Source organism: Sporocytophaga myxococcoides, from assembly GCF_000775915.1.
Lineage (GTDB): Bacteria > Bacteroidota > Bacteroidia > Cytophagales > Cytophagaceae > Sporocytophaga > Sporocytophaga myxococcoides_A.
Genome location: NZ_BBLT01000001.1, coordinates 909118 through 923819, shown reverse-complemented (window position 1 = coordinate 923819; position 14702 = coordinate 909118). Strand labels below are relative to the sequence as shown.

General features: G+C 36.5%; 10 protein-coding genes. 1 reads left to right on the top strand and 9 read right to left on the bottom strand.

Features of this window, described 5'->3' with window-relative positions; translation table 11 throughout:
* Positions 1–121: 121 nt before the first annotated feature.
* A complete protein-coding gene (locus tag MYP_RS26345; protein ID WP_197060000.1) occupies positions 122–2686 on the bottom strand; it encodes a carbohydrate-binding protein in 2565 nt (854 codons plus the stop codon).
* 393 nt (positions 2687–3079) lie between these two features.
* On the opposite strand from MYP_RS26345, the gene MYP_RS03965 reads away from it, so the two are divergent.
* Positions 3080–3406, top strand: a complete 327-nt coding sequence (locus MYP_RS03965; RefSeq protein ID WP_045458710.1) for a VOC family protein — start codon at positions 3080–3082, stop codon at positions 3404–3406.
* A 275-nt stretch (positions 3407–3681) separates the two neighbouring features.
* Here the strand turns inward: MYP_RS03965 and MYP_RS03960 are convergent, their stop codons facing one another.
* From MYP_RS03960 to MYP_RS24715, 8 genes are all read right to left on the bottom strand, one after another.
* Positions 3682–4197, bottom strand: a complete 516-nt coding sequence (locus MYP_RS03960) for a hypothetical protein (protein ID WP_156140293.1) — start codon at positions 4195–4197, stop codon at positions 3682–3684.
* 175 nt (positions 4198–4372) lie between these two features.
* On the bottom strand, positions 4373–4795 hold the full coding sequence (locus MYP_RS03955; protein WP_045458703.1) for an SRPBCC domain-containing protein: 423 nt from the start codon (positions 4793–4795) through the stop codon (positions 4373–4375).
* A gap of 405 nt (positions 4796–5200) precedes the next feature.
* Positions 5201–6235, bottom strand: a complete 1035-nt coding sequence (locus MYP_RS03950) for an ABC transporter substrate-binding protein (RefSeq protein ID WP_045459194.1) — start codon at positions 6233–6235, stop codon at positions 5201–5203.
* A gap of 363 nt (positions 6236–6598) precedes the next feature.
* Complete coding sequence (locus tag MYP_RS03945) at positions 6599–7795, bottom strand: outer membrane beta-barrel protein (RefSeq protein WP_045458700.1); 1197 nt, start codon at positions 7793–7795, stop codon at positions 6599–6601.
* 332 nt (positions 7796–8127) lie between these two features.
* Complete coding sequence (locus MYP_RS03940) at positions 8128–8904, bottom strand: DUF2490 domain-containing protein (protein WP_052429925.1); 777 nt, start codon at positions 8902–8904, stop codon at positions 8128–8130.
* Between the two features lie 415 nt (positions 8905–9319).
* Positions 9320–10075 (bottom strand): hypothetical protein, encoded by a 756-nt coding sequence (locus MYP_RS03935; protein ID WP_156140291.1) that lies wholly within the window; start codon positions 10073–10075, stop codon positions 9320–9322.
* A gap of 97 nt (positions 10076–10172) precedes the next feature.
* Positions 10173–11006 (bottom strand): hypothetical protein, encoded by an 834-nt coding sequence (locus MYP_RS03930; RefSeq protein ID WP_045458694.1) that lies wholly within the window; start codon positions 11004–11006, stop codon positions 10173–10175.
* Positions 11007–11016: 10 nt separating this feature from the next.
* On the bottom strand, positions 11017–13911 hold the full coding sequence (locus tag MYP_RS24715; protein ID WP_052429924.1) for a hypothetical protein: 2895 nt from the start codon (positions 13909–13911) through the stop codon (positions 11017–11019).
* Positions 13912–14702: the final 791 nt, after the last annotated feature.

Here is a 14702-nt window from a genome sequence, read left to right as displayed (position 1 = left end):
CATATTGCTCTTTATCACAGTTTCTGAGACGCCAGCATGGCGTCTCTACACTGTGGCATCCGACAGGCCACGGTGTAGAATACATTTATTATATTCTACAAAAGTCTTTTAATGAACAGGCCTACTTCCTGACGATCTTCCAGACAAACCGGTTCCCTTCATTTTCTATCGTCAGAAGATATATACCTTGGGCCAGGCCTTTTCCAATGCTTATTGACTCTGAAGCATCGCCGCTTTCTACCAATGCACCTTTAAAATCAACAATGCGATAAGCAAAGTTTCCCATTCCTTTCAGCGAAAAACCTTCCTCATTCAAAGGATTCGGATGCGGTTGAAATGAGATGATCTCCACTCCACTAAGACCCGTGACAATTGTTTGAACTGTAATACTCACTGTATCTGTTCTGGTACTTAAGCCATCGGTATCAAAAGCTTCAGAATAAAATGAATATTCTCCCGGAAACGTTGGAGTCCACTGGTAAGAAAAAGGTGCTGTATTTACTGTGGTGAGCAATTTGCCGTCTTGATAAAAAGATACACCGATGATATTTCCGTCAGGATCGGTTGCATCTGCAGACAGTGTTAATTTCTCGTCAACACTTATGGTTGTCCGGTTGCCTGGTGAAGTTAATGTGATCGCCGGTGGTTGTACCTGAACCACCTCTTCAAAAACCATATAATTCAGATTGACATAGTCCACATTTCCTATGGTCAATCGCAGGATATGTTCCCCTGCAGACATTGGCAATTCTTTAACAGAAATAGTTGTCCAGTTTTGCCATCCCGAGGTGTTTGGTATGGGTATAGATGAGGTTAAGGCGTTCCCGTCAATTGTTAAATTAACCGTTCGTCCATCGCCATTGCAAGCTACCCTCAGAGCAAGATTGTATTTTCCTGTTTTAGCTACTTTTACACTGTATTCCAGCCATTCACCCGCTGTTGCATATCCTATATTGTATCCTCCACCAGCATCAGTACAATTTTCAATATCAACATCCTCGTCAGTCCGGTAATTTACCAATGGAGTGACACTGCTTCCCGGTGTATTGTCCAGATAAGCAAAGCCGTTTCCTCCCAGATCAAACTCTTCAGATTGAATGGTACCGGGAATAGTATGAGACTGATAGTTATAACCAACCTGTGCAATTGCGGTCCTTATGATTTTACCAGACGAAACAACTTTGTTATTGTTTTTATCAGTGATTTCTGCTGTAACTGCATAAACACCTGCTGTTCTGATATTCAAAGTGGTGGTAAAAGGAGGAGCAGTCAGCGTTTTTCCAGACTGCACACCATTGACAAAAAACTTCAGATCATTAATTGCTGATGGGTCTGAAACATTTGCACGAACCAACACATCTGAAGGATTGGCAACCACTGTATCTTTTGCTGGAACAGCAATTGTAACCGAAGGTGTATTCACCGATGGCTCTAAATAAATGCGATAGGCATAATAAATACTTGTTACATTTACAGGCACAGTAACAGATCCATTGTTCACATTAAAAACAGAATTGGAAATCAATGAGGTACCAGCTACCGGATTGTCCTTACCAGACCATGAAACATATTCCAGCCTCACCTTGACACTGCTGCCGAAATAGGCAGGAATTCCGTTTATTTTTACAGAAGCATTTCCTGTGAAATTCCCACCAATGCAAATGCTGGCATATTTACTGACATCGTCTATACAACCAAAACCATCCAAGCCTTCGCTAAAATCGTTAGGGGGAGTTACTTGTACCATGTTTCCGGTCATATCCCCGTACCATTTGTACAAATGCCATCCTCCGCCTTTCTGGTTATTGGAAGTTAGTAAACTTCCCAGTCTGCCTGGCAGGTTGGTAAACCACCAGGAGATACAGGCACTTTCCACACCATGTCTTTCGAATTTACTGATAAATGGTACAGAATACCCTGGACAACCTTCATTGGGATCACTGGTTTTTGAAGAATATTCATTAATGCTGATTGGCCTCGGAGAAATTCCCAATTCCTTTTCAAGCGCACGGTATTGGTTGTACGCGTTTACAAACCCACCTGCTCCCCATTGATGCCAGCAGACAACATCCGGAATACAATTATTAGCCTTGCAGAAAGTCAGGAAATCACGCATATAGTTATTGTTGTAATATGCCAATGACGGCCCTATTATTCTTGCACCGGGATCCATCGAACGGATCAGATCAAAAGTAGGTTTCCAGCAGGTGGTGTTAAAGTTTCCATTAGATGCGTTCCAGGTTCCCTGAGGTTCATTCCAGATTTCGTAACCATCATAATTAGTTCTACCTGAAGCTTTCTTTGCATTAATTACTTGTTTGCAGATATCTAAATAGGATTGAGTACCTGGCCACTTATATGGCCATCCAGGCAAAACATCAGGCAGACGTACCTGCACCTTGGCTGAGGTGTTTTGCAGTCGTTCAGAAACTTTTATAGCATCTCCGACAGGCTGTTGTTTTCCCGATCCACTTTGTGCAGGATTGGCAAAAACATGTGGCTTCAGAGGAGCGACCAGATTAGCAATATCGGAGGGCAAGGTTTCAATGACTCCATATAAAGAACCAGATGCACAGTGTGTAACAGGTCGAATTTTATTGGATAAATTGACAGTTATTGTGTTTTGTGCATATAAATGAATATTCAGAATATTCACCAATATAAATAGCAGACCAATTTTATTCATATCAATCAAATCTTATTTCCGGTTTAAATGGAATTTTACAACTACAATCAGCTGCTTAAAAAGGTAAATTAAAAGTTCATTTTTTTCATAATGTGGCTTTATGAATATGACTATGCATTATTACCCAGGTATACTCTATTAGCCTTTTCCTCCATGGCAATGTTATCCTTTCATCAGAATCATTTCAAATAAACTAAAGATCTCAATTAGCATGATGATCGGATGGATTTACATATTGCTCTTTATCACAGTTTCTGAGACGCCAGCATGGCGTCTCTACGAGGACCCAACAAAAAGTAAAATCCGTCACTTACAGAGGCGGAATTTGACGTTATTTACCCTTCCCATACTCGAATAACCTTCGTATTTTTATGAAGGAATAAAAAAAGAACAATGAAATCAGTTGAAATTATTATGGTTCCTGTTAAAGACAGGCAAAAAGCTAAAGCGTTTTATCTGAACCTTGGCTTTGAAATAATTGTAGAAGCTCCGGATGCTCATGGTAATGAATGGATACAGATGGGAATTCCGGGTAGTGATACTACTATTGCTCTTTCAGGTTTTCATGGAATCATTATTGAAACGGATAATATAAAAAGTAAAATCAAAGAACTTGAAAGCAAAGGCATAGAAGTCGGCAGGATTGATGAAACTCCCTGGGGTAAGTTTGCATGGCTGAAAGATCTGGATGGAAACAGCTTATGTCTTCATGAGCAATAAGGTATGTATTGCTTTCGATTGCCTGTAGAGACGCCATGCTGGCGTCTCCCTTTCCACCATGTGCTTCATTTCACAATCTCTTCCAGAAGGAATAACAAAACGAGCCTCAAATAATAAATATACCTTATACATATTATGATTTGGTTCTTATTATTCCTTTCCCCTCTTAACCACAGTTTCTGAGACGCCAGCATGGCGTCTCTACTTGTAAAAACAGGCCATAGAGACTATGGCCAAACTTTAATTTCAGAATAATGCAGTAAAATTATCTATCCCTAATCAACTTTATGAGCACTCCAGTCCACAGGCGTTATATCCCAGATATTCGGGCCATAACCAGGGAACATTAATTCTGCTTTTCTATATACTCCGTTATATGAACAGAAGTCAGACGTCCTATTAATTTTGACAATAAAATTACCTTTAATGAAAGGCATATAATGTTTAGCATAGTAAAGGCTGCAACTTCTCTGGTCGAGCAAAAGGTTTTGCATTTTGATCGACATGGTATCCTTGTTTTTAACAAGGGTCAAAAGTAAATCTGCATAAACAGAATCTTTACTCACTGAAATCAAATTTTTATCCCATATTGGGATACGAGAAATATGTTTTGAAGAATTTGCCCTCTTAACAAGGGCAAGCCAGGCCTGCTCAGCTGTTTCTATACCTACAATACCATAATCTGATAAGGCCCAGTTTGCAATTTGTATACTTGTGTCTATCTCTAAAGCCAGGTTGATGTTACAGGCTCTGACTTTAGGCTGTGCTTTCCCAAATTGAGAAATCAACAAAAAGAGAAAAAAGCAAATTTATTTATATATCTTATTGTAAGTATACAGAATGTATCATAGACACTTACCTTCCCTTAAAGTTATTTTTCCACCTTCCAGGTCATTGTATAGCTTTAGGAAAGGAACCAAAACATAGTGTTTAAAGGTAACAGGACAAAGAAGGAAATTCGTTTTTTTATTCTACAAGTTTCTTCAACCCGTCTATAACTACACCCCAATTTTCTTCAGAATGTTTTGCTTTTTCTTCGTCATAGTTGGATTGTGTAATGGTAAGTTCTGTTCCGTTTTCAGTCTTATTTACTTCGTATGATACCAACAGATAATTTTCCGGTTTATCCTCCAACCCACTCCAACTGCTTAAATAGCTAAATGAAAGTTTTTTATTAGGCAAAAACTCTAATACCACACCTTTGTCCACATAAGTTGTTCCTTCGTATTCGCCAGTCCATAAAATTGGGCTTCCTACAGCCCAATCCGTTTCCTGATTTGAGCCGAAGAAATATTGCTTTACGATTTCAGGATTTGTTAAAGCATTCCAAACTTTTTCAATTGGTGCTTTGATAATTGTCTGATATTTTGATTGATGATTTGTATGCATATTGATTTTATTATTATTGGTTATGTTTCACATTTACTTATTTGTATCCATGTTGGCTATGCCGTCAGTGACAATAATCACTAACCTATTTATACAAACGAGGTACATGTAACTTTCATTGATACATACAATATTATTGAATTCTAATCTATATTCATACTAATTTAAGAGGATTCAACCGTCCAAAATTCAATGAAATTGTCATTCTGAACCCTGCGAAGAATCTGATAATCACTAAAAATTTGTTATTTAAACTACTATCCTGCCAGATAGCTTAATTTTATTCATTTTTGAAAGCTCAGTTTCTTCGCAGGGCTCAGATGACAAAGGAAAGATTCTGTTAAGTTGACTATGGTGTCTCCATAGGCTGGTTCAGTGTATAATTTAGCTGTCTCACAAATTATCTTACAAAGTATTATAATACACTCTCAATAAACTTTGGTCCTTCAAAGGTGATTCGCCTTTTACCTCTCCGAATATTTCGGTGAATAATGAGCGCAACTCATGAATATGTTCCCTGTCTCTCATCCATTCAATAAAGCCGAGAGGGTCGGTATTTTTATAATTCTGCAGAGGTTCTAACCCTCCCATTTCCGTTACATCCGTACGGGTTGACCAAAATCCTCTTGAATTTTGATACTCAAAACTTGCAACATAAGCTAAAAATAATCTGGCTGATGCTTTGTTTTTTGTCAGCTTAAACATTGCTGCTCTTTGAGGCCAGGATATGAAAAATTCATCTTTAGGAATAAACGATAGCGAAGGTTGATCAGGATAAGCAGGATAACCTACTATATTTCCTAAAAATCCCTCTTGCCCTACCAGCGCTGCCGGAGCTGCAGTGCCTCGCACAAAAACAGGATTTTGCTTTTTTAATTCATACAGAAATTTTACTCCGTATTTCTGGATGATCTTATCAAAAACATAAAGCACTGCATCATCATCGTGAGGAGGAGTCATCACCAACTTGTCTTTAAAGACCGGATTCAGAAAGTCTTTATAGTTGCCGGGAACAAAACCCACACCTTCTTTCGCATATTGAGGTAAAAATGCAAATATAAATGCGGCAATAAAATGTCCGTCAGGATCAGAATAGCCCTCTCTAATGTGCTTGAATCCTTCAGGTTTGAACGGCTCTAAAACTTCCATTTTTTTCCAGTTTTCAAAATCGTTCAATGTCTGAAGCATTGTTACATCTGGCTCTAAATAGCCATCATTCAATTGTTCATAGATTTTTATATCATGGTATTTAGATAAGTCGACTATAATCTCAATATCAATTTCCGGAAATCTATTTTTGAACTGATGGTACAATTGATCTTGTTGGTTCGGTGAGTCTCCCCCTGCCCACACCAGAAACTTTTTGTCACTGTTCCTTTGTTCCTCTTTAGCTAAAGCATAAAGTGAATCTAACTCCTCTTTTTCATTCTGATACTTCATAACTTTTGTTTTTATATTAACATTAACATTAAAGTGAATTGATCTGTTGCAATGCTTTACTTTACTGCTAATACCTTCCCTGTCATCCTTGAGCTTGCAAAACATTTGGGCTTTACAAAGAATGAAAATTGAACTATCTGGCAGACTCCTCTTGAAATGGTAAATTTATATTGTAGCTATCAGATCCTTCGCTGGGCTAAGAATGAACTAAATAGAGGTTTGTAGTTTAATTAAGTCAGAGAGGTATTGTTCCTCCTATTTTATGCGGGTTAAAAATTTAAAAGTGATATAACTAATAACATACACCCTAAATCCCTCTCCTTCAGGAGAAGGACTTTAAGGTGAGGTCATTTATTCTTTTCTTTAAAATACTTTAAACCCAATTATTAGCGATAGCCTTGAAAAATTTGTTGTGTATGTTTTCGAACTTGTAAGACTTCTATGGGGATAGTACCTGATTTCAGCGCTGATCCTTTTGTTCTCAATTCCAGCCCCCAAACCAAAACTATCTTTAGCTTCAAGGGTCTTAATGCTATAGTAACCCATAGCTTCATTTCCTGTTACCAGAGACGAATTAAATTTCAAATTCATATTTATTATAAACAACCCGTTTACAAAAAGCTTTAGGTTTTCATTTAAAAAGAAGTAATGACGAATACCAACAGGAAACTCTATAAATGAATATTTAATTTTCCCTATGTCATTAGAACTGTTTTTTCCTTTGGAATTGAAATTCTGATAGGTGGGTTCAAAAATCACACTCCACTTCCTGTAAAATGGCAACACAAACTCTGTCTGTAAACCTACTCTGAAAGCCAGCTTTTTATCGAAGTCGATTTTGTAAAAATTATCCTTTAAGCTGAAGGTGGAATAACTAAAACCCGGGGTAATTCTTAAATTAAACAAATCTCTTTTTTCTTTGCTCAGCTTGAAGATAGAGTCTCCTATGCATTCATTATATTTCTGAAAATATTTTGCAAGTTCCTTCTCTGTATAGCGAACATTTTCGATTGAAGCAACCGACACACTCTTTTTGCAATTAACATTTATAAACAGTTGCTGACGAAACATTGCATTGGTAGCAACTAAGCCATCTGCAGTATAATATTCTTTGTAAACCAATTGCTCAATAGCTGAATCATTCACTTTGTAAAACAGCCTGAAAATCTTAGGATCTCTGTAATAATATAGCGTTGCAGAGCCTTCGTCTACTACCTTTAAAAATAGTAGTTCTTCTGAAAACTCCGGATTTCTGCTATTACTTAAATTACTCAGCTCTTCACCTGACCTATCGATTTTTACATTGGCACGAACATATTTTACTCTTTCGTAAATGCCAAATTCAGTTACAGAAGAGATATCAGCCTCTTTAACTTCATCGGCTTCACCTAGCTTGTATTTAAATTTTAAAGGATTGTTTCTCCAGTCAGAATCCCTAATCAAACATTCTGTTTTTTGGTTTTCAGAATCAATAAAATATCCCTTTTCAAATTTTATCTGGCTATATGAATGAACTGAAAGGAAAAAGAAAAATAAAAGAAGTAAAAATCTGAATTTCATAGAATATGATTAAAATTAATACTGATGGAAAAGTAAATATTTTTTTTTAAAAAAGTCATTTTTAGTACTATGATAAAGTATCAATGCTGTCAGACAAAACCCTCTTCTCATTGTATTTCAAATATTTAAACACCTCAAAAACAACATTGAAATATAGTCATGTTTTATTAAAGTTAATAGTGATTCTGAAAGTATACGCCTAACAGGGTATATTCATGATACAGGGCTTATTTTCTTCACAATCTAATCCCCTCCTGAATTTCCTCATCGCTTACAACAGGTAAAAATACCATAGTTTATGAGACACCTGCATGGTGTCTCTGCGAGATGGCCTATTCCCCTTCCCTTTTCCTGAAATCTATATCATAATACAAAGAAACAATAAATCCTTTATTGTATTCATAAACGTATTTTCCCGTGTTCTTTTCTTTATTTTGATGCTTTGATAGTTGAAAGAAATAACCTCCTTCAAATTTGAAATCTTTCGTGAATTTGTAACCGAGACCAATAAATAACCTGTTCTGATCAAAGCAGTTTTTACCTGTATTACCGCCAAACCGGATAAAAATTTCATCATAAGCTGTCAGGTATGGCTCTTTGGCATCTATGGTATTTCCCTTAACTGCAAATTCAACTTTTAACTGATATCTGATTCTATTCCTATAATCCCACCCGGTAATTTTATGACCAGTACTATCTGTAAGCTTTGCAATAAACCGCTGCTCTAATCTTAATCGATTTTCAAATTCAAATTTCCAAAATGGAATTTTAAATTTCAGATCTTGATAGATCCTGTTTTCTGGATAAGGTTCTTTAGTGCTCGGATAATCACCGTATGGATAAGTCTCTACAAAGGTATATCCCAGGGCGAAAGAAAGGTCTTCGGTTATCTTATAGTTAACACTTGCCCTGGCCAGAGATTGTTGCCATGCTGTGATAAAATGTGTTCTTCTCCATTGATATTCCGTATGCAATCCAAATTTCCTGCTCAATTTATGATCACCGAAATAACCATACCAGCCTATATTATTATAGTCTTTAATGATGCCCTGTGCCTTTGCTTCGATCAGGCAGAAGGATAATATTAAAAATACAAGTTTGACTTTCATGGACAAGGGAACAATCTATTGATTAATTTATCTATAATTATTCCATTGCAACATGATTGGCAGAACTTTGTTTAAGGTTGGAAAAGCTTATACCACATCGGGTATAATGAAAGAAGCTTTTCGTCGTGATTATTATATTTTTATACCTACCCTCGGAAAAATTCAGTTTTATAGAGTTAAATTCCCTATTATGAAATTTTCAATTTAAGGCTATCAGGTCAATTTTTAATTCCATATAAAAAAGGAGAAAAACAATTGCTATAGGTTATGAACAGGATATAAAAAATAACCTACTAAAAGGTAAAGGATATAAATCGAAGAAAACCGAAACTTTAAAGAGGCCCCAGGAAATTTTTTTTAAAATATTTAAGTTTCAGAGGACATATAGATTACAAAAAAGAGTCTGATCTAATGATCAGACTCTTTCAGAACAGCTGGGCTGCTCTATTGCATTTACGGAACCGAATAATTCCCAGTCGCCGTTATCATTTATCCATCTTTCATTCAACGAAGTAAGCTTGTGTGCTAACAGCTGGTCACCCGAAAAATTAAACGCTGCTGTACCGATGGTGTTATCAGCATTGATCCAGCTTTGGAAGTTCTCCAAGAGGTGTTGTTGATTCTTAATGGCATCTTCAATCTTAACTTGAATCTTTCCTGTCAGGCTCCTTATATCCTCTTCAGAAATATCCTTCTTGGCAAATCCCAGAGTTGGAATAAGGCTATTTAATGCCTTCTGAATGTTTGCATCAAATGCTTGAAATCCAGCTTTCGTCCGATCACCTTCCATTAATACCACAATACAACCCGCAAAAGCAGGTATATCACCAATACCAGTTTTCTTGACGGTATCCGGAACGGGTATCGGAATTAATGTCATTTCCTTTAGTCCAATGGTTGATGGAATAGGCATCGTATCACCGGCATCTACATCCGAATCAGCTAAGTGGCCATAATTACCAGGAGATGTAAAAATGGTAGCTGTACCTTCTAACATCAATGAATCATTTAAACGGCAGGTCGTGCCATCTATCTTAAAAAACACTGTCCACATATAGGGTTCAGCATTCCCCCATCCTCCTGCTTCATCATGACAATGAAGACGATCAAAATGAAATTTTACTTTTAAATTATTTTTCTTAAATGTTAAATCTTTAATATTTGATATCATTTGCAGTCCCCACTGTGGGTTATTAAAGCTTCTTTTAATTGATAAAAAAGGAATTGAAACACAGTCCAATTCCTTTTTTAACTTGAGTATTTGAATATTAAATGTAACCGATTGACCTTAAATAATTGGTATAATCTGATATCCTGCGATGAAAAATATGGACAGAGGCAAATCCTATTGCTGTTCTGTGTCTATAATTCATAAAGCTAAGTTCAGAAACGCCAAGTCCACTTTTAGCCATATTCATAGCTTGCCTTGAAATTCCTCCGGTAATAAAAGATACCGTGGACATTAAAGCTCCGGAAGGATTTAATGTACCATTGATTTCATTCCTCACAGTGTCTGTAAACTGATCTCTATGTGAAGTAATGTAGTTTTCGACAATTGATTGCTCAAAGCGAACCATCTGAAGATCAAAATCAAAGCAACTGATCTCTCTTGGATGTATCACACATGGTGAATTATTTACAAAAGCAAAAGGAAAGTTATTGTCTGTAGTAAAGAGAAGACAATAGATCACATACATATTTTCTTCTAACAGAAGACGGTTTACTTCCGAAAGCACATTTATTGTTGCCGGGCTTAAAACAACAGATCGTGCAACCCCTTCTATTGCTCCAAGAGCAGCCCAGGTTGTGACCGCAGTGGTAGCGTGGAAAAACTTAATCCCCCTTGCTCGTCTGTCTGGTATAGAAGAATATTCAAACACATATGACATAAAATCATAATAGGCATTCCTTTGCCGCACAGATGTAAACTCGCTGGCTCTCCTTGCTCTTGTAATGTTCAGACAGGCATTACAAAAGGTATTTTGCCGAATGATTGCATCTGGCCAGGGAGGACTGGTCTCAAGCGACAGTCTGGTATAAACCAACCTGTCATAAAGAAGCCAATCATAAGTGCCGCTTAAAGGTGGATTCTGTATTTCCATTTCTTAAAGATTAAAAAGTTGGCAAGTTGGAGTCATTTTGTAAATAAACTAATGTAGTCGGAAGCACTACCTCCCATGGAGTTCCTTCAGGTGTTGCATTTCCAAGGTCATCTGTTTCATCTCTTAATTCATCTGCCAATGAGATATACAGCGGATCATTCAATCTAGGCGGCTCTCCTCCTTTCCAGATAGCTCCATTGTTTTCAAGAAAATACATTACAGCATCATTGTACGCCGGATAAACAGGAATTACTACTCTGGCAGATCCTGCCTGCAGGAACTTCGTAAACAAAGGATCATTATCATAGATACTGGATTTGTGCATCCACTGGCTCCTCCTTGACCAGAAGTAAGGATAGAATAGATACGTAAGGTTTTCCCATTCAAATGCCTGTTCAAAAAACTGAATGGTCTTGCCTTCATCCATAGCGTCAAATATATCAAAGTCCGGAGGGTTGGATCCATTATCTTTCATAGCATTAAAAGATCCGAAAAGGTAAGTATCCATTAACAATTTAATGCACTGTTTTTTAAGTTCAACCTTTTCAATTTCTCTATTGATCCGGGGATTCACTCCTGTAATCGCAATACCCTGCTGAACTTCCTGAGCTGCCACTTTTTCTTCGTACTCCATTTGCAATGCCTTATATGCATTCATAATTTTTTCGAATGTTTGTATCTGCCATTGTTCATATTTGGCAGCACTACGCACACAGCCTACAGTTACATTTACAAAGAAAGAATTAATATCATAACAGTTCAATGATACAGGAATGATGCCATCTATATAATTAACAGCCCCTGCTTGGAAGTCCCATCTTCTTCTTGCATCATTATCCGTAATGACTGCCCATCCCATATCATTAGAGCCAATGGAAAGCTTAAACTGAGGATTATTTTCATAAATTGTAGATAAACTAAAACTCAAACTTGTCAGAGAGTAACCTTCCGGAATGATCAGTTCTTTGGTGCTCTTGGACAAGGACGTCCCATTCTGTATGCTGGCATCACTTGATAAGACTGTTGATGCTGTTTTATAGTACGGTGGCGGGGGTGTGATTCCCTGAATATTATAATCCCTTATAAAATCCTGATAGTTGAACTCTGTTATATTCTTATGTGTCAGAGTTGAACTAAGCACCTTTGGAGGCTTGATATCTTTCTTTGGCTTATGAGTCTGAGCATATTCATAAAATGCTGCTGGCTCAGGAATAATGAACTCAAACATCATTCTCTTTCCATAATTATAGATCTGAGCATCATAGTATTTATCCACCCATCTGTAAATACCTACTGCATGATCAGGTTTTTCTTTATTATCAACTCCATGCGTATTAATCTCTTCTACTTCGTGAAGCTTTTTAACTGTTCTCTCCTCTTTCGTTCTTTTCTGAATTTTTGAAACAGATCTATCTATAACTTCTCTTGCAAAGTTGGAAGAATTTTTGTTTGATTCCTGACTTGATGTACTGTAAGCAAATTCTCCGTGTGCACCAAAGGTTACTACCCCATAGGAACCGGAAACAGTAACGCCTGCCTGAACACTCATCTGCTCTTCAATGGTTTTCTCACTTTCCTTTTTCAGTTCAAAGCGTTCAGTGCTTTGAGTATCCTTGGTCGTTTCTTCCGAAGTTTCGCTGCTAACAGTAAAGATCTCTTCTGTTCTGTCAAGCACCCGGTGCTTTCTCTCTTTATACTCTCCACGTAGTACATTTTCTATATGCGCTACCTCTCCTGCTGTATAGTTCTTAAGCTTTTGTTTAACAACTTTCAGTTCTCCAATTCCCAAAGGTTTGATAGACGCTCTGACATTAGTAGGTGGAATATAGGGTTTGTATTGAATTCCGGCTAATCCTTTTATTTTGTTTTCCAAATATGCCAAACCAGCAATAGATCTTGCTTCAACTGGCATTACATTTATGAATTCAACATCTTCTATATTTGACATACTCAGATACAGAGAATCCAGAGACTGTTGAAGTTCAGTAGCAGGTTCGCTAACCTGAAAATTATCTTTATCTATCGCATACTCTTTTAATATGGATACTGTAGCAGGATGCAACTTAGCAAAACTCCTCTGATCTATTACGGATATGCTCTTCGCAAACGTAATCTTACCTGTAATATCATTGCCTCTTTTCTTATCAGACTTTGGAGCATCCTGAGTTTCTGAAACTAATTTGTTCTCAAATTTTAACTTCCTCAATTCCTCAATAGCCCTGTGTGTGGTAATGAAGTCATTCCACAGCTTATTATATTCCCTTAACTTCTCAGGATCCGGTTTCTTCTCCTCTGGTTTTTCAACTTTGACAGTTGGCTTAGGCAGGTCAGTAAACAATGATGCTATCAAAGGTTGAGCAGTAATGGCTCTTTGAAAATCTGAAATATTATTTATCCTTGATTGATTGATTAAATCCAGTAGATGAAAAACCCTTAAGCCTTTGGTTAAAATCTCTAAGTTTTGATTTTCAGTTTTTGATAAAATATAAAACGCATAATATCTGTCCCAGATATTATTCAGTAGTTGCTTTGATTCTTCCTTTTCCAGGAAAGATGCAATTGAATCATTAATACTCCCTGATATTTTCTCTTTTATACTTTCAAGGTTAAATGAGTCTTTGGATATGGATTTTGCTTCTTCATATATTTTTGAAAGTCTATAGTCACCAGCAGACTCCGGAAAATCAATATAATATTTGTTGTCTTGAATGAAATCTGAAATCTTTCCGGGAATTTTATCTCCGTCACTCCTTTCGAAGGTCGAAACCAATTTACCAACAGGCGATTCTTCTGGCTTTCTATTGTCTTTAATAAAGTTGGTTTCAAGATCTCTTTTGTTGACAGGTACCGGAGGTCTTAGCGCTACAAATTTAAAAATATCGGTTTTGTTGATGTTCTCTGGCATAGGTTTAATGTTTAGAATTCAATATAAAAGACAGTCATAGTCAGCAGAATTGAAGGTTATATTCCAAGAACCAGTTAATAAAAATGGATACTCTGGTCTTTCTTTCAAAATATATAATCAAGCAAAATTTATAACTATTGAATAAGCTTCAGTTTTTATAAGTCCTATCTTAAGCATATCAACACAATTACTTTACTGATATATCTAATTGATAAAACAAATTTGCATCTGCAAAAAAAAATCTGAAATACCGTAAACAGATAGAAAAGTAAAATACCTTTTTACTGGATAGGTGGTCTTATTACTTAGATGAGGACAATAGGCAGAGATATAATATCTTATAAGCAGAAAAATACAGTTTGCAAGAACCTACCTTTATTACTAACCTAGAATATGATTTAAAAATTCAGCATTTTATCAACCAACGTAATCACCTTAATAGGAATAATTTGTGTTGCCTTATTTTTTTCAACGATTGAGTTCTTTGCTGTGAAACACTATATAGTGGGAACCTGAGTGACGATAGCTACATTATCTCCTTTCACATTAAGTCATACTTGCGAATCAAACTTTAAGGAAGGTGAGTTTATCTTCAGAATAAAATACTTGTTCCTAACTATTTTATCTGAAACTCTAAAAATTTCTGACTTTGATATATCACACCCAACATTACATTAAAAGTATTTGACTCAAAAAAGAAAATAAGAAAGACCATTGCAATTGGACATGAACCGGATGTAAAAAAGGTGATAGAGTTGCTTAAAATCAATGGATATACCTGGAAGAAAGTT